This is a genomic window from Aurantivibrio plasticivorans (assembly GCF_055392955.1).
Genome location: NZ_AP036020.1, coordinates 809293 through 826924, shown reverse-complemented (window position 1 = coordinate 826924; position 17632 = coordinate 809293). Strand labels below are relative to the sequence as shown.

The following is a 17632-nucleotide window of genomic DNA, read 5'->3' as shown; positions in this document are numbered from 1 at the left end:
AAAACGTTAGTTCACGTATTGCGTAAGCTCGACCAGCCCGCATTGTCTATCCAGGGTTCTACCGCCTCCGCAGGCATTGGTGGCGCAATATAGTAACCTTGAGCGAGGTCACAGCCCATTCGATCTAATTCAGTAAGTGCTTCAGCACTCTCAACGCCTTCCGCAACGACTTTCAACCCCAAGTTATGAGCGAGGTGAATGGTCGAATTCACAATAATCGCATCGTGTTTATCAACCAACATGTCCTTTACGAAAGAATAATCAATCTTTAATGTATCCACCGGTAGGCTTTTCAAATAAGCTAAAGAAGAATAACCTGTACCATAGTCATCAATAGATAAGTTAACCCCTAACTCACCCATTTGCCGCATAATATCCGCTGCACGTTTTGGATCCAACATGATGGAGCTTTCGGTAATTTCCAACTCTAAAAACTTAGGCGGGACCTTATAACGCTCAAGCAAGGTTGATATCATGTCGACAATATTTTCATCCAACAGATTTCGCGCCGACAAATTCACAGCCACCTTGCAATCTAGTTTCTTCGCTAGCCATTCACTACAACTTTTAATGGCAGACTCTAAAACCCACAAGGTCATTGGTTTTATATTTTCCGTCGACTCGGCTAACGGGATAAACTCCCCCGGAGGCAAAAATCCTAAACCGGGGTGATTCCAACGCAGCAACGCTTCAAACCCACGAATAAAGCGCCCTCCCAAATCAATCTTAGGCTGAAAATATAATTCAAATTGATTCTCACGAATCGCTTTCCCCAAATCGTTCATTAACGATAAACGGCGAGGCGTATAGGCATCCAAGCTTGCATCGTATTCAATAAAACCTAGGGATTCATTCTTCGCTTGATACATTGCTATATCGGCGTAGCGCATCAACCCAGAGATATCGCTCGCATGTTTTGGCGCTAGAGACAACCCGATACTTGCTTTAATTTCCGCCTGAAAACCGTTGAGGTTAAATGGTTCATTGACTGCATCACACAATGCTCTTGCTATCGTACCCCACTCTTCGTTATTGGTGCCCGGCAACACAATAGCAAACTCATCGCCTCCTAATCGTGCAACCATACCATTCACTGTTTTCACAACAGTCTCTAACCTAGGCCCAATTTTCTTTAGCAGAAGATCGCCGATATGATGGCCCAGGGTATCGTTTAGCTCCTTAAAGCGATCTAGGTCTAACAGTACAACCGCAAGCGGATTGCTTTCGGAAACATATTGGAGGTGGCTCTCAAGAATAGTATAGAACTTTTGCCGATTGGGTAGGTTGGTTAGAGAATCATGGTTTGCCTGGTACTCTAATCGCTGCAAATAGTGATAACGCTCGGTTACATCGCGAAGCGTGCCCCAACAACCGCAAAGAAGACCATCGTTAAAAACACCGACTAAACTAATACTGATCCATGTCGCTTGCGCGTTACCCATCGCCACATTGAGAGGTAGTCGAGCAACTTTAAAATTCCCGCTGGCAAACTCCTCAACTAGCTTGCGCGCGACGTTTTCACCACTTGCTTCCGACAACGTAAGACCGACCACATCCATCGGGTTGTCAATACCACAAAGTTTCGAAAATTCGTCATTGCATTCTCGGATGGTTAAGCTTTCATACAATACAGAAATGAGCTCATGAGTCGGTCTATCCGCACGAACGGGTTCTTTGAGTCGAGCCTCAAAAATGCCTTCATGGCTATTTTCAATAAAGCTTCGATAGCGCGCCTCGTTGTTTTCTAGCTCAACCGCACGACGCTTCGCTTCAGTAACGTTTCGAAAACTTCCCCACAGCTCATATAGCTTACCATCGGTAATGATAGGCTTCGCAGAATGCTCCCACCACTGACACTCGCCATCAATCATATGCTCGACTTCAACACGTTGTGGCCTTAACTCATTTTCTATAATGGTTGAAAACAAGTTTCTCTCGGGATCAAAGGTACCGACGATGTCGTTCACTTTGTGATAAAGAACTTTGTCGACGTTACGACGCAACAGCTCCGCGCACCGTTCATTGCAGTCCTCAAAATAGGCATACTCTGCAAACCAATCGACTTGTTTATCCTTTCGAAGACTCATCGGCATTGGTGGATTGATTGAAACGCTATACATCGCTTCAAAACTGTTTTCCATTAGCGCTCGAGCGCGAACTTCTTGGTCCTCAATTTTACGTTTTTGCTGCTGCATATGGCTAACATCTCTAACCACAACCAATGCGTTTGCAATTGAATTATCGATATTGAGAACTGGGGATATTTCAATTTTTATCCAGTATTCCTGCCCCTCTTGCACATAGCTTGCTTCAATTTTTACAGACGATTTTTTACCACTAAGCACATCACTGATACCGTCATCCAACTCCGGGGACCGCTCCCAGAATGGAGCAATACCAGACATGGTTTTACCATAGAGCGATTCTTTTGATGCCTTTAGTAATTTGGCGACCTTATTATTCACCAACTGTGCCTTACCCTGGCGATCAAAATAAAAAATAAGGGCGGGCATCGCTTCGATAAGCTGCCTTCTGCGAACATCCAGATTTGCAATGATTCGTAGCGCCTTTTCATCAACAGTTACATCGACAATACACGCACCAGTACCCACTACATTGCCAGCTTTATCTTTAAGTGAAAATCGCTTGGTTGAGTAAGTTGTCTGATCATTGACAAAATCAGTTTGCTCGGCGACTGCTTGTTCTTGAAGCTCAAGATCAATACTGGATGACATCAACCATTCTTCAAAACGTTCCTGTGAAGACGCATCCTGACCTGTACACTCACCAATGGTTTTACCCAGTAGATCTGCCGCGGATTTACCTAATGCTTTTTGGCAAGCACGATTAATAAAAATGAAACGATGTTCGGTATCCTTTACGTAAATCAGAGGCTCGGTTTGCGGTAAGTACTGGTCATTTAGAAGAGATGAATTACCCAACCGGAGTAATACACCACTCATCCACTCGGTTGTGTTGTCGTTATTTAGGTACGGGCTACCCATTAAGCGATAAGCGCCGTCATTGGCCGACCCACCCTGATTGATTGAGAGGTCAAAACTAAATTCCTCACCGGATTGACTCGCTTTTTTAGCCTGTGAGACAAGCAGATCCGCCTGTGCCTGATCCAGCATATCTAGCACGTGGGAAGCCAGTCCCTGACAAACCGATGTCATGCCTATTGCTTCACTGCATTGAAATTTGTTGCTGGCTAGGTTCCACTTCCAGGCGCCAACAACCACCGGAGAGAAATCAGCATTGGGGAAGGGCGCGTTCATGTAATCCTCTACATGAACGACACTTGATAGATTATTTGAACGTTTTTCTGCCCACATCATACTGTCAGAACAGGCCTGACCTGCCGCTAAGAATTTCAACTCCAGTATAGCCAACTCCCACATAGACGACAGCGGCGCCTCGGTATCGGGCAAAAAGAGCGGGTAGGCGGTCGATAGGCAACATAGACCCTATGACCAGTAGGGTCTCATCCAGTCTTGAATCGGCCCCGCAGGGATTGGCTTGCTGATGTAAAAGCCTTGAGCATAGTCACACCCCATGCGGCTTAGTTGCTGGAGAGCGGCCTGGCTTTCCACCCCCTCAGCGACGACTTTTAGCCCTAGGTTGTGCGCCAAATTGATGGTCGAATTTACGATTATGCGATCTTGCTCATCTTCAAGCATGTTAATCACAAACGAAAAATCGATTTTCAACGCATCGACGGGTAGCTTCTTGAGATAAGAAAGAGAAGAGTACCCCGTCCCAAAGTCGTCAATGGATAGTCGAACACCCAACGCGTGAATATTATTCAGTATGTGCAGTGCACGCTTCGGATCTTCCATAATCGAACTCTCAGTAATTTCCAGCTCTAAACATTCAGCCTTCAGTGAATGCCGTGTCAACAAGTTGGAAATTGAGTCGACGATATCGTCATCCATAAGATTTCGTGTCGATAGGTTAACGGCTATCGAAGTGAAGATGCCTTCATTCTCCCAAGCCTTGCATTGCTTGATCGCTTCTTCTAATACCCATAACGTCATTGGATGAATAAGACCCGTGCTTTCAGCGATGGGGATGAATTCACCTGGAGAAACCATACCCAATTCGGGGTGCTGCCAACGGATTAAGGCTTCGACACCGGTTGGCCTGTGCTCAACCAGGCTAAGCTTCGGCTGATAATGTAGCAATAGTTGCTCTTCACGGATCGCTTTACCCAAGTCACCCATTAACGACAGGCGTTTAGGTGAATGGGGGTCAGCGTCAGGATGATAAAGCGTGACGCCAAGCTGTTCCTTCTTTGCTTTATACATAGCAACGTCGGCGTAACGCATCATCGTAGTTAAGTCACTCGCCTGATTGGGTGATATGGCTATGCCGATGCTCGCGCCAATCTCCGAGTGATATCCCTCGATCATAAATGGTTGTTGAACCGCATCCAGCACCCTGTGCCCGAAAACGATTGCTTGCTGCTGATTGCGAATGTTGGAAAGAAAGATCGCAAATTCATCCCCCCCTAGCCGAGTGACAATACCTGGAGCATGTTCCATTTCCGCTTCAAGACGCGGACCTAATAGCTGCAAAACCTTATCACCAACATGATGCCCTAACGTATCATTGATTTCTTTGAAACCATCCAGATCGATAATTAGCAAGGCCATCAATTGATGCTGTTTTCGAGTTTGCATCGCTTGCTCGATCTCGTTGTAGAGCATGACTCGGTTCGGCAAGTTTGTGAGTGAATCATGTGTTGCCTGGTAGTCTAATTTCTCGAGATAGCGTTTACGGTCGGTGACATTTTTCGATGTTCCCCAGATGCGAATGAGGAAGTCACCTTCCACGGTGCCAACGGTTGTCACCTGCCAAAACTCTTTGTGCCCGTCGGAACTAAAGCGCTCACCGGGCTTATCGACGAGCTGGTACCCTTCGCGCACAAAACCCTCTAATCGAGACCGGTAATTTTGGAATCTTTCGGTTGGAATGGCCGTTCCTAGCAACTGTTCGGGATTCACATCTCCGTACAGCTCTGCAAAATGCTGGTTGCACTCAACCAAATGCGCGTTAGCCACAATGGCATCAACTTGTTGTTCAACCGGTAAATTGATATCCACAGGAGGCTCGATTTCAAAGCACCAAATGACATCATGACTTGCAGAAAATACTGCTTGGTATCGCTGCTCAGACGCTAGCAACTGCGAGCGCTGCTCAATAACTTCAGTTGAGTCTGTCATCGTCACAATAACCCCAACGATCTCATTGCACCCATTTTTAAAGGGGGTTTTGTCAATGGTGAAGTTACGTATTCCGTGTTCAGTAGGTACAACCTGTTGATAGCCAATCGAGCCTATATCGCGTGATAAAACATTGCGCATCTCCTCGTCATGAACATCCCAATACGCCTCGGGGAATATCCGGCTAAGCACATCAAATAGTCGCTCGCCTGAGTGAGGGTTCGAGTCTAGGAGTGCGACGGCAGCCTGATTTTCAAATATAATTTGGCCGTCACGATCCAAACACCAAAGCCCGTCGTGGACAACATCTAGACATTGCGACAATCGCTGATCGTATTGGACTACTAGCGCCGCATTGCTAAGGGAGGATTGATCCGCGCTGCCGATATGCACTAAGCCAGTGACGATATTTTCAACCGGCGATAACTGTTGCACACCACCATAAAAGCTCAATGGATAGCGGCTACCACTCACTTGCAACGTCACCGTGACGCCGATGGGGCACGCACGTATTGTTGAGGCAACTATAGAATCGCAAAGCGCCTGATGATCGGAGACGGATAAGTATCGAGCAAGGTCATCGAGTTTTTTCAAGGACCCCTGCGGGATATTGAGCTGCTGGTAAAAGTGCGGAGAAAAATTTAGGCTGTCACCTTCGATGGCCCAGGACCAAAGAACAGCCTGTGTCGCTGCCATAGCGCGGTCTAGTAATACATCGTCTGATACCGATGATACCCCCACTGACGCGGTCAAATGATGCATAAATACTACTCAACAAACAACTAATTAGACATCCCTCTCCAAAAGTGTAGTCGATCGTCGTTTTTTAGAAGCATCATGTGAATTTAGGTGCCGTTTTTTTGAACCAGCCTGCAAAATTGACCCATGCGATTTGTCGTATCTCACCTACCCCGCCAAATAACGGGCTTCAATCCGCACCAGGGAAGTGAGCGCCACAAATTCGACAATATTTTGCATCACGCTCATGGCCCGCATGGTTACAATTGGGGCAAGTTCGCGTCTGGCGATCGCGCTGAATTTCATGCGCAAGCTCGGCGGTAATAATCCCGGTAGGTACAGCAATGATGGAATAACCAATCAACATCGTCGTCGCCGCCAAGAGCTTTCCCAACACCGTGTGAGGAGTGATATCACCATACCCGACTGTGGTGATGGTAACGATGGTCCAGTAAATACTCGTTGGAATACTGGTAAAACCATTATCCTCCCCCTCAACGATAAACATCAGTGACCCAATGATTGTCGCCATCACTAACACGCTGTAAAAGAATACGAATACTTTACGACGTGAGACCATTAATGAGCGCAGCAATACATTGGACTCCCCGACGTAACGCGATAGCTTGAGGACACGGAAGATTCTGAGCACCCTAAGGAGACGCACAACCAATAAGAAATTGGCTCCGGGGAAAATGACAGTTAGGTAGGTCGGCACTATCGAAAGTAAATCGACCAGTCCGTAAAAGCTGAATATATAGGCCCGCGGGTTGGGAGAAGAATAGATTCTCACGAGGTACTCAAGCGTAAACAATATCGTAAACGCCCATTCCACTAGCGTAAGCTCGAGGCGGAATGTGCGGGAAAACCAACCAATCGAGTCGAGCATCACCGCCAAAACGCTGAGCAAGATACTGCAGATCAATACAAGGTCAAAGAGTTTGCCGGCGCGGGATTCAGTTCCAAAAATAATGTCGTAAAGTATTTCTTTTAATTCACGTTGACTCACAATCTCACCTTTTGCCACACTGACCCCGTCGTTCAGTGCCGACGATACCACAGTCTCGAAGTCTAAACATACCAGGCAATTCAAGTCGCATGATGGAACAACAACCAGACAAACTATCTAGAAGCCTATCGCTGCCATTAATCACCCTGTACGGAATTGGTACTATTTTGGGGGCGGGTATTTATGTCCTGGCAGGTGAGGTTGCGCGCGAAAGTGGCGTCTACACGCCTCACGCATTCTTGCTAGCAGGCATTATTGTCAGTTTTAGTGCTTACGCTTATGCCAAGCTTTCAAAGCGCTTTCCCCAGAGTGCAGGAGAAGCCGCATATATTCACGAAGCATTGAAAAGCCCTGCTCTAGCAAAAGTCGTAGGCTGGGCAATTATGCTCACTGGGATCGTGTCCGCAGCGACCATTACTCGCGGCTTTACTGGATATATTGCACTATATCTGCCGTTGCACCACTCTCTCAATGCGGTTCTCTTTGTCTCCATACTCACGGGGTTGGCCATTTGGGGGGTCAAGCAGGCCGTTGGGCTCGCAGCATTGTTCACGCTTGTCGAGCTGATTGGCATAGGGCTCATTGTGTATTTTGCCTGGCCTCTACTGCCTTCAATTGCAACAAACTACCCGATGGCCATATCACTGCCGCCACCTTCTGCGCTTAGCGCGATTGCTTTAGGTGCTTTTATCGCGTTTTATGCTTTTATTGGCTTTGAGGATATGGTCAATATGGCAGAGGAAGTAAAAAATCCGCGACGTAATCTGCCAATCAGTATTTATCTCGCTCTGATTCTCACTACTGGCTTGTATATTTTAACCGCTTTTAGTTTCCTCGCCCTCCTACCTATTGAGGAGTTAGCTAACAGCGAAGCCCCTTTTGCGGATGTTGCTCGCAACCACCCCGGTCTTTCCATTGGGCTGATCACCATGATTAGTATCGCGGCTATTTCAAATGGTGCATTGGTACAAATTGTCATGGGATCAAGAGTTCTCTACGGTATGGCAAATCGCCGATTAGCTCCGCGTATTTTCGGCAGCATTAACCCCACGACCCTCACCCCTATACCGGCAACGTTGGTGGTCGGCTTATTGGTAATTGTGTTCGCCACCGTGTTGCCTTTAGACATACTTGCCAAAATCACCAGCGCAATCGTGCTGAGTATTTTTAGTCTTGTTAACTTGGCGCTACTCATCCTTGAAATCAAAGCCGTTAAATCTCTTCAGCCTCTTACCCTCGCTAAACTATTCATACCCTTTATCGGTATGCTGCTATGTGTATCCTTTTTAACATTACAGTTTTACGAATGGTTCTTCAGGCATTAGTCGCGGTAATTCTGATACAATCAACATGTATCCAAACTTTGAACCCATTCTAGTTATGAGTAAAAATCGCAACGATAGCCGACTGGTCTACTCGACAGAATCAGGCCGAGTAAAAGAGCAACCAGAAACCGCAACACCCCCGCCGACCGATGGCATTGTGCGCATCAGTTACGAAACCAAAGGACGTAACGGCAAGGGCGTAACGGTGATTCGCGGCCTTGGGCTAGCGGGCAAAGAGTTACAACAGCTGGCCAAAAAGTTGAAGCAACGTTGCGGCACTGGTGGCAGTGTTAAAGATTTTAATATTGAAATTCAAGGCGACCACCGACAACTGCTAAAAACACAACTGGAAGGCCAGTCCTATGCCGTCAAATTTTCCGGTGGCTAAGCGATACCTCTCCGTCAAATAACCGCCACTTTTCAACCTCCAGAAAACATAACCCAGCGGGCAGCCGCCCCCATATTTTGTCGATCTTCGAGCGAAGCGGCGCGCTGCGCCAACCATGACAACCAAATCCCCGCCTGGCCTGAGTCTTGCAATCTCCTAGAATGACGACACTGGCTGTCGTAATTTTTGACAGTGCGGCCCAGATCAATTTGGGCTGATAAATCAGTTTGGGCTGGAGTTTGGCACACCATGGAAAACACTATCTTGTGGCAATTGCTGGATACATCATTAAAAATTGGTCTCGGAGCTTTGATTGCAGGCGTATGCGCTTGGCTATTGGTGCTCCGCCGTCACACACCGGAAATGCAATCTCGGCTGAATCGTCGCATGGAACTTTTTGAAGAGGTCTCGCGCAATGTCGGTGCTGTAAACCATATATTCGCCAAGTACTCTTCTTTGATTATTGAATCTACTCGGTTTGGACTACGCTGGCCTCAAGCCAGAAAGGATGAACTGGACCGAGTCAATGCTGAGCTGGTGGCAGAATTCAATAAGCTCGCGGATGCTGAGGCGAAACTACTCATGCTGGGTGAAAAGGGAATGGAGAAAACGTTGCGTTTTTACGGCGCGAAAATCGCTTACTTTCGCAAACACGTTTACGTTGGTCGGCAAGATATTAGTGATGAGGAAATCACGCAAATCAAACGAGACATTACTAAATTACGCGAACAGTTTTACGATATGCTGAGCCGGAAATATGATCGCTTGCTAGCGGCGAGCTGAGAAAAATCAACAAGCTTTTATGAACAATACCCGTTCTCTCATCGGCCTCAAGGATGCTCAAATGGAATGTGTAGGATCACAGGGAGAGCGGGTATTATTTTATAGCATCATCGCTACAGCTGAATTCGAACGTTGTTTTTAGTGAACAACTCCAACTCAATTCCATAGGCCCCGTCAATCAGCACCTGCCTGATACGAATAGGCGGTCCATCTTCCTTGGACTGATCCTGCAGACGAACAATGCGCTGCTGAGTAGGATTTTTGTTTTTATCTCGTACAATGGCAACTGTTGGCTGCAACCTATTCCCAGGGTTCGCCGCTAGCACGACACCCACTTCGCCCGAGCTTAACTCCACCAACGCCCCCGGCGGGAAAACGCCGATACACTCAATAAATTTAACGACCAACTTCTCATCAAATTGACTACCTGCATTTTCGTATAAGATTTTCAATGCCGTAGCTGACGTTTCACTGTGACTATAACAACGTCGACTGGTAATCGCGTCGTAAGCGTCAACGATAGAAACCACCTTAGTATAGAAGTCGACTGCGTCTGCGCGTAAACCATGGGGGTAACCCTTCCCGTCTGGTCTTTCATGATGAGACAGCGCAGCCGCTAGTACCTCAATGGGTAGTGTTTTATCTTCTTCAAGAATTTCTTTCGCGTAGAACGGATGGAGCTTGATGTGATCGAATTCTTCAGCCGATAAGCGACCGGGTTTGTTCAGTATGTCAGGTGAAACGCGCATTTTACCCACATCATGTAACATGCCGCATAGGCCCAACATTTCTAAATCGGCTTTATCAACACCCAAATGGCGACCAAATGCGATAGCCAATACACCGACATTTAAACAGTGTTCTGCCGTGTATTGGTCTGCGTGCTTAATGCGTGTTAACCACATCAGTGCCGATGGGTTTGCTTCGATCGAGTTGACACACTCTTTTACATAACCGTGTACGTTTTTGGCGGAAACTGATTGCCCAGTCTTAGCTCTCTCCAGAAGCTCACCAATAGCCGATTTCGCGCCACTGTAACTCCTGAATGCACGATCGATCTCTTTTTCGACGGCATGTTTGATCTTGTAGGCTTTTTTATTGAGCTTATCGGTGATCGGATGACTTCGGGACTTCTCCGGTAAGTAATATGACTTCAATACGTCGATATACACAAAGTCACAGATACGACGCAAAGTCTCCAGATCATTCTCATTTTCAACCTGGAACCCTTGAAACAAGAAAGGCGTCTCAAGCCAAGAACGATCTAGCTTAGAGATATACATCCCCAAGCGGATCTGATCTGCTGACACTTTTAGCGTCTGAGTTACCTCAGGCACCTTAGACTTTTGTGAATCTTCAGGCATATGAACTTTCGCAATGACATCATTATTAGGATAGTCCTTGATCGCAATCTAATCTCATTATTTGGCGAATGATATAGGCAAACGAACGGCGGCGACGAAATTGGAGTAAGCGGCGCGCACATTTGAAATTCCTGACAATCCCAAGAGCTTGGCGAGCTCTATCCAGCACCGACTACCAACTTACCACATGTAATCCACAGCGATAGCACCTCGTACCTGGCCGAGTTGATAGCCTGTGGCTGCATCGACCGGGTAGTATTGCGCCAACTGCTCGGAAATGGACTGAGCAATTACCTCACCATGACACGTCAAGCATAGGGGTTCTACCCGCTGCGCTTGCAGGTAACGAAAATATCCGGGTCGCCAGGAGCTAAGCTTTAGCGACTGATTAGGTCGCTTCGCTGCCTCGATATCAAAAACCCGCAACTGCTCAGCTTGCCACCTATCAGGCTCAGCACTGGGGTTGCGCGGTTTTAAACTCACCCGCTTGATTTGCCAACCAGACTCCTCTGACAGCTTAGCCGCAATTGCAGGCGCACGCTCGGCACACACCGCAATTGCCGCTGCCGGTCCTTGAGACTCCAACGCAGCTTTTAGGGTTGGCTTTAACTGGCCCACAAACTGCCGAACCAATGCTTGAGCCTTTCCAACTAGCTCGCTCTCGGTAAGTAACACATCCTTTTCTAAGCCTGGCTCACCCTGCGAAAAACTCAAGCCGCTGCAGGCACAACAGGTGGCCACGAGCGATAAGCAGATGGTGACCTTCAGGCGGCTTACACTACTTCGATACATCTCGGACCTCCTCAATAACACGTTAAATGACAACTCAATTAGCGCGTGTCAACAAAGCATATTGATCTAAGCCAGGGGCTGGCAATGGAATGTTCACAACCCAGCCATCACCCGGTGCAACCGCCAGAGCTTCCCCCCGCTCACTCCAAATCGATTCCAATGTGAACGAGTGATCACCCTTCGGCGTAATGACCTGCAACCGATCGCCAACGCAAAACTTATTTTTTACCACTATCGTTGCCGTCGCGCTTTTGTGGTCCACAGACTTCACTTCGCCAACAAATTGCTGCGTTCCCGAAAGGCTGCTATTTTGCTCATAGTTTTGATATTCCTTTGGCAAATGGCGACGATAAAACCCTTCGGTATAGCCTCGATTTGCTAGAACCTCCAAATCATCCATTAATTGCCAATCAAAATCTTTTTGCTGCAAAGCATCATCTATCGCGCGCCGATAAACCTGCGCGGTGCGTGCGACGTAAAAAGGTGATTTAGTACGGCCTTCAATCTTGAGCGAGTCTACGCCAATATCAATCAGTTGTTTTACATGCTGTACTGCACGCAGATCTTTAGAGTTCATAATATAAGTGCCGTGCTCATCTTCAAACGCAGGCATGTATTCACCAGGCCGGTTCTCTTCTTCCAACAACACGTACCCGAGATCATCATCAGAGACAGGTGTAAACTCCTGCACTACACGCTTAGCATCTTCGCATTCAACACCACCTGCGCGAGCAACAATATCACCTTCTGCTGTGGCGACTGCGGGCGTTGCCGAATACCGCCAACGGCACGAGTTAGTGCAAGCACCCTGGTTCGAATCCCTGTGGGTCATATACCCTGACAACAAACACCGTCCGGAATAGGCAATACACAAAGCGCCGTGCACAAACGTTTCCAGCGACATTTCTGGAACGCGTTGCTTGATCTCAGCAATTTCGTCCAGCGATAGCTCACGCGATAGAATCACGCGACTGATACCTTGTTGCTGCCAGAACTTTACGGTCGCCCAATTCGTCGCGTTGGCCTGTACCGATAAATGAATATCTTGCGCGGGCCAATGTTCGCGAACCAACATTATTAACCCCGGGTCAGACATTATTAGCGCATCCGGAGCCAAAGCAATAATAGGTTCCATTTCTCGCACAAACGAGCGGATCTTGTCATTGTGGGGAGAAATATTAACCGCGAGGTACAATTTTTTATGGTGGCTGCGCGCGTATTCAATAGCGCGCGATAAATTTTCGATATGGTTAAATTCATTGTTACGCACGCGCAAGCTGTAACGTGGCTGACCAACATAGACCGCATCAGCGCCATAAGCGAAGGCATACCGCATAGATTTAAGGGTGCCCGCAGGCGAGAGTAATTCAATCATAGACTACCGGTAAATCATTCGAGAAGGTCTGTGATTATACCGGCAAGCAGGCTGTAGCTATTGACTTAGCTCAAGTCATGTTAATGAGCAAAATAAACTAATCAAGCAGGGCTGTTTTACTGCGCTCATAGTTCAGCGCGGCACCGGCCACCTTGCCGCCACTCCCTGTGATAATCCAACGTTTTACACGTCCAGCATCGCCAATGGGGGAAAGTTTGCCGAAGGAATCTAACAACACCATTACGACGGGTATCCCATCTATATCGCTAAGCAAAACCAGGCAACGTCCGGCCTCATTGAGATAGCCCGTTTTACTCAAGCCAATTTGCCAGCTGTGACGGTGTACTAAACGGTTAGTGTTGCCGTAATAAAGGCTATACGATGGCTTACGGAAGCGGGCCGTGTATCGTGTCGTTGTGGAATATTCCCCGATGAGTGGATACGCCGACGCAGCAACCACCAGCTTCACCAAATCCCCTGCGGTGGATACATTGCCTAACGACAAACCCGTGGGACCAACAAAGCGAGTGCTGGTCATCCCTAATGCCAACGCTTTGTCATTCATTGCTTTGACAAACGCTTTCAAACCACCTGGGTGGTGTTGCGCTAAGTTATCTGCTGCGAGATTTTCCGAAGCCATTAACGCTAAACGCAATAAATCCTTGCGACGCAATTGCGAGCCAACTCGAATTCGCGAATAAGCATTTTTAGAGGATATTTTTTTATAGGCTCTTATCTCTAAGTATTCTTCAAGCGAAACACCGCTTTCCATTACTACGAGAGCCGTCATTAATTTAGTGATGGAAGCAATCGGCGCCTGCACATCTGAGTACTTATCGTAAATCATAGTCCCAGATTGCGGATCGTAGATCGCAGCTTTGACTGATGCCAACTGCACATTATCAATTTGTAAAGCCGCTAAGGCTTCTGGCAACAATTGACCAGTGGAAATTTCCGCACGAAGAGGGTGAGCCTGGATCAGCACCAAACCCAGCAGGAAAAGTGCATATCTAATTGAGCTATGGAAACAACATTTACATCGGATAAACATATTCGAGCATAGGGCTTTTGGTGTAACACGAGTTTGTGAGCACATAGCACTAGGCTTAGAACATAGAACTAGGCATAGAACATACAAATGTGGCCCAGCTGCCAGCCTTGACTAAGCTATTTTTTGTAACTCAAGCGCCGCGAATGGTACCTAACTTTATCGGCGAGATACAGCCTTAGTTTAGACCAGTATTATCTCGCTCACAGATAGCACACGCCTACTATCGGAGAACATTAATAATCTAAGCCTTCTCACCTTTTAGTGTTTGTCATTGTCTACTGACAACCATATCAAGCCAATCAACTCAGCTTCGTTCCGCGAGGCAACCAACATAAAATCTTGCGATTTATCTCCGTTTAGATCCAGAGGCGCAATATCGTTGATTATCAACTTGGTCTCAATCGCATAACGCGCGCTGGGCTCTTTACCCGCGACCAACAACTTAAAATCTGTTCTGCCAGACGTTGGGTTCTCCAGAATGGTCTTCAAGTCAACATCATAACTGTCTCGCTTAGGCGAGTAATCCGAGATACCTAGGAATTGTCCTTGCAACGCATCCTGAACATCGTTGTATACCCACAGTTCATTTCCGACCAACTGCACTAAAGAGGAAGTGCTTTCCTCGGACCGAGTAATCAGGCCCTTACCAGCACTAGGCGTTTGTTTATCCCGATCACTGCCCTGTTCTTGGTTTGCAAATGCACTAACCACTAAATCGGCGGAACGGAACAATGATGGGAAAGCGTAGCTTACCGTGAGCTTTCTATGTGGACGACGTGCAAACTGTTGACCAGAATTTTTATAGACAAACACCTCAACATCTACGCTTCCCGAAATGGCCAACCACATAAAAATATTGCCAACGGAAATATCCTGCAGACGCGACAACCACAGGTCTAAGCGTCCATCCCCGTCTTCATCACGCAGCATGACGCCAAGAACATTGCCCGCAGACTTGAGAACTTGACGTGGTTTTTCTAAGTTTATCCCCTCAGCATTGCCGGAGAACACCACCACACGCCCACCCTCGCGCAACAACAGGTCATCAACTTTATCGCCATCAATGTCGGCCAGTAGAAAACTAAAACCATACGACAACAATGAACTAAGGTTATTGTAGTCGACCTTATCAAAATCAATATCACCTAGGCGATCACGCACTTCAGTTAAATCCAAACCAAAAGATTCGCGAGAACCAAAACGATTCTGAATACTAGCTAGGTAAATAGATAACCTTTGCTCGCTGGTAACAATCAAATCACTTCGCCCATCCGCATTAACATCTCGCGTATTCAGCTGAGGGATTATCACCGACTGACCAACCATAATGTTGAGATTGTCGCGGGCCCTAACTCGCACATCGACATCCGCTTGCGAGCGAATAACAAATGGCGCTTCCCACTGATCTCCGTTTAAACCCAAACGAACATGCAGTTCGTCAGCCTGGGGGATAATTAAATCGGCATAGCCATCGGCATTAATATCGCGAACAAAATTTAGAGCGAAAGTACCGAGTGGCAATACTGAGTCAACCGATGGATCGAGAACCATTTCACGCAAACCTTCCTGCCATGACCACCGAACAATTTCGGCATTGTCTCGAACTGCGTAGATATGCCTCTCCAGCACCGCCCAACCCAATGAGCGAGCATCCGCTCCTAAGATCAAGCTAGGCTTTTGTGTATCAAATGGTTTTTTACTGTTTCCACTATTGAAATACAGCGCAATACCACCTCGATGGCCAACCAATAAATCCCTGTGGCCATCGACATTAAAATCAACACTAATTACACGCTCTGCACCATGTGCAAACTCGAATGGGAATACACGGTATTGCGCACCCTGCCCAGTTAAGGGCTTACTCAAAACAACGTCAGACGCTAGTTCATCTGCAGAGGTGGAAAAACAAATGATGCCAAACAATATCGTCAGCAACTGACGATGCCAAGCAACGTTACTCATTGACACCCCCATCTTCCACAGAGGCAAGCAACGTCAGAGAACGTTGGTGTGATAACGCCAGATCTGGTTTTTGATCGTTGTTCAACCTAAGCGACTGAAACCAGGTAATCGCGTGAAGCGGAACAAATCGCCAATAGGCTTCAGCCTGAATCTGCAAACTCGACTCTATTTTTCTCGCCATTAACGCGCCTTCCTGATCGACAGATAAGGCGTCTAGGCGCGCATCGCCGTCAAAGTCTTCACTGATGTCTATCCGCTGCGTCAACCCCCTAAAATTATCGGATGAAAATTTTTCTTCAAATTTAACTGACGGTCTTCGCTTAAATTTCACCTGCCCATCGAGATTCTCGCTCTCATAAATGAGTAATGTGCGCAGCATATTGCCACCCCGCACGGCACTTGCTGCGGACAGGCTATAGTAACTTACTAACATTTCAGGGCTGCGATTCATATCAATATCAACGAATTCCACATCGACATCGTAACCGGAAAACTTCAATATTTGATGTGGTGGCGCTCCCAAATGGGAATCGGTTTGTTGATACAGAGCGAGTGTTGCACCGCCTGCCTCCTTGTGATCACGAGTAACCAATTCTTTAACATCATCGCCATCCCAATCAACAAAATTCACAACTGACGTTGATGGAAGTAAGGCTCGAGAACGAAAAACGTCGTCGGAATGTGTACTATTTTTAGGTGCAATGTGTACGAACGTATCGCTTAAAATATTAAGCCGACGTTGGTTCTTATCTTCTTCGTCTAACCGTGGATTATCGAGGTATACCAGTTCAAGTTGTCGATCATTGTCAATATCATGACTCATGACTGCGCTTTGCCAATGTTCGCTCACTAGTAGTGGTTCATCATCACGCTGCAACTCGCCAGGTAGAGGGGAAACGTTCAGCTGTGGAACCAGTGACGCGCGAGAGTATATGTCGTTTGTCGCGAAGCTTAACCCACGGCGCATATCGAACCCAAGCTCAGCTTTAACGCCACTTGATCCAGAAACCTGTTTAGAAACCGGAAGTTCTCTCACCTCGTCAAACTGATTACTGCGTTGCAAAAATACGCCATAGCGTGTTTCTCCCGGTAACAGCAAATCTAACTCACCATCACCATTGAGATCTTGTAGCGCGTTAATGTAGCGGACGCCCTCCTTGTCACGATACGTTTGAGCTAAGGGCCATGAGATCAACCGCTGAATATTATCCGCATAACTTTCTTTCAGAGTCGAGAAACTATAAGCGCCCTCTCTAGTAAAAAAGACCAGCTCATCACCAGGGTCTGATCGTACATCGCCATACGAAAACGATAAAATGTCCTTTTTAAATGGAATAATACGATTTGGACGATTGCTGAAACCGCCATCTTCAGCCTGCCAATAGATGCGAATATCTTGCGCCTGGGTAGGATCTTGTTCGCTTGGCATTAAAACAACCAAAACATCATTGCGCCCATCACCATTAAAGTCGGCTACACGATATTGCTGGAGGTCGCCATTAAACTCTAACACACTCGCACGGTACTGAAGCTCAGCGGTGACGTTGAAACTCGCGCAAAACAATGCTGCAAAGCAGCCAGTATTAAGCCGCAAACGTTGACTCGATTTACTCACCCCAC

Annotated in this window: 12 protein-coding genes; 3 read left to right on the top strand and 9 right to left on the bottom strand. The window is 47.1% G+C overall.

Annotated elements, in window-relative coordinates; translation table 11 throughout:
• Window positions 1-11 precede the first annotated feature (11 nt).
• The 3 genes from ACZ5NB_RS03720 to ACZ5NB_RS03710 form a co-directional block, all read right to left on the bottom strand.
• Window positions 12-3401 carry an EAL domain-containing protein gene (locus tag ACZ5NB_RS03720; protein ID WP_460231634.1) on the bottom strand — a complete coding sequence of 1130 codons (3390 nt, stop codon included), beginning with the start codon at window positions 3399-3401 and terminating at the stop codon, window positions 12-14.
• Between the two features lie 66 nt (window positions 3402-3467).
• Window positions 3468-5987, bottom strand: coding sequence for a sensor domain-containing protein (locus tag ACZ5NB_RS03715; RefSeq protein WP_460231633.1), 2520 nt, complete (start codon window positions 5985-5987; stop codon window positions 3468-3470).
• A 166-nt stretch (window positions 5988-6153) separates the two neighbouring features.
• Window positions 6154-6972, bottom strand: coding sequence for an ion transporter (locus tag ACZ5NB_RS03710; RefSeq protein WP_460231632.1), 819 nt, complete (start codon window positions 6970-6972; stop codon window positions 6154-6156).
• An 89-nt stretch (window positions 6973-7061) separates the two neighbouring features.
• On the opposite strand from ACZ5NB_RS03710, the gene ACZ5NB_RS03705 reads away from it, so the two are divergent.
• From ACZ5NB_RS03705 to ACZ5NB_RS03695, 3 genes are all read left to right on the top strand, one after another.
• Window positions 7062-8297, top strand: a complete 1236-nt coding sequence (locus ACZ5NB_RS03705; protein ID WP_460231631.1) for an APC family permease — start codon at window positions 7062-7064, stop codon at window positions 8295-8297.
• Window positions 8298-8352: 55 nt separating this feature from the next.
• Window positions 8353-8685 (top strand): stress response translation initiation inhibitor YciH, encoded by a 333-nt coding sequence (gene yciH / locus ACZ5NB_RS03700; protein ID WP_460231630.1) that lies wholly within the window; start codon window positions 8353-8355, stop codon window positions 8683-8685.
• A 249-nt stretch (window positions 8686-8934) separates the two neighbouring features.
• Window positions 8935-9468 (top strand): energy transducer TonB, encoded by a 534-nt coding sequence (locus ACZ5NB_RS03695; RefSeq protein WP_460231628.1) that lies wholly within the window; start codon window positions 8935-8937, stop codon window positions 9466-9468.
• A 113-nt stretch (window positions 9469-9581) separates the two neighbouring features.
• Here ACZ5NB_RS03695 and ACZ5NB_RS03690 read toward each other — a convergent pair whose 3' ends face one another.
• From ACZ5NB_RS03690 to ACZ5NB_RS03665, 6 genes are all read right to left on the bottom strand, one after another.
• Entirely contained in the window at window positions 9582-10832 is a 1251-nt protein-coding gene (locus tag ACZ5NB_RS03690; RefSeq protein ID WP_460231627.1) for an HD-GYP domain-containing protein, read from the bottom strand.
• Between the two features lie 180 nt (window positions 10833-11012).
• Complete coding sequence (locus tag ACZ5NB_RS03685) at window positions 11013-11624, bottom strand: Tll0287-like domain-containing protein (protein WP_460231626.1); 612 nt, start codon at window positions 11622-11624, stop codon at window positions 11013-11015.
• 34 nt (window positions 11625-11658) lie between these two features.
• Window positions 11659-12999 carry a prephenate-dependent tRNA uridine(34) hydroxylase TrhP gene (gene trhP, locus ACZ5NB_RS03680; protein ID WP_460231625.1) on the bottom strand — a complete coding sequence of 447 codons (1341 nt, stop codon included), beginning with the start codon at window positions 12997-12999 and terminating at the stop codon, window positions 11659-11661.
• 97 nt (window positions 13000-13096) lie between these two features.
• Window positions 13097-13984 carry a D-alanyl-D-alanine endopeptidase gene (gene pbpG, locus ACZ5NB_RS03675; RefSeq protein WP_460231624.1) on the bottom strand — a complete coding sequence of 296 codons (888 nt, stop codon included), beginning with the start codon at window positions 13982-13984 and terminating at the stop codon, window positions 13097-13099.
• Between the two features lie 324 nt (window positions 13985-14308).
• A complete protein-coding gene (locus tag ACZ5NB_RS03670; RefSeq protein ID WP_460231623.1) occupies window positions 14309-16012 on the bottom strand; it encodes an FG-GAP repeat domain-containing protein in 1704 nt (567 codons plus the stop codon).
• Complete coding sequence (locus ACZ5NB_RS03665) at window positions 16005-17627, bottom strand: FG-GAP repeat domain-containing protein (RefSeq protein WP_460231622.1); 1623 nt, start codon at window positions 17625-17627, stop codon at window positions 16005-16007. The genes ACZ5NB_RS03670 and ACZ5NB_RS03665 overlap by 8 nt, the downstream gene beginning before the upstream one ends.
• Window positions 17628-17632: the final 5 nt, after the last annotated feature.

What these genes read in the sequence shown, in the direction of transcription:
- ACZ5NB_RS03695 (WP_460231628.1), top strand. Translation starts at nt 8,935, where the DNA reads ATGGAAAACACTATCTTGTGGCAATTGCTGGATACATCATTAAAAATT.
- ACZ5NB_RS03720 (WP_460231634.1), bottom strand. Translation starts at nt 3,401, where the DNA reads ATGTGGGAGTTGGCTATACTGGAGTTGAAATTCTTAGCGGCAGGTCAG.
- yciH (WP_460231630.1), top strand. Translation starts at nt 8,353, where the DNA reads ATGAGTAAAAATCGCAACGATAGCCGACTGGTCTACTCGACAGAATCA.
- ACZ5NB_RS03670 (WP_460231623.1), bottom strand. Translation starts at nt 16,012, where the DNA reads ATGAGTAACGTTGCTTGGCATCGTCAGTTGCTGACGATATTGTTTGGC.
- ACZ5NB_RS03715 (WP_460231633.1), bottom strand. Translation starts at nt 5,987, where the DNA reads ATGCATCATTTGACCGCGTCAGTGGGGGTATCATCGGTATCAGACGAT.
- ACZ5NB_RS03690 (WP_460231627.1), bottom strand. Translation starts at nt 10,832, where the DNA reads ATGCCTGAAGATTCACAAAAGTCTAAGGTGCCTGAGGTAACTCAGACG.
- ACZ5NB_RS03705 (WP_460231631.1), top strand. Translation starts at nt 7,062, where the DNA reads ATGATGGAACAACAACCAGACAAACTATCTAGAAGCCTATCGCTGCCA.
- trhP (WP_460231625.1), bottom strand. Translation starts at nt 12,999, where the DNA reads ATGATTGAATTACTCTCGCCTGCGGGCACCCTTAAATCTATGCGGTAT.
- ACZ5NB_RS03685 (WP_460231626.1), bottom strand. Translation starts at nt 11,624, where the DNA reads ATGTATCGAAGTAGTGTAAGCCGCCTGAAGGTCACCATCTGCTTATCG.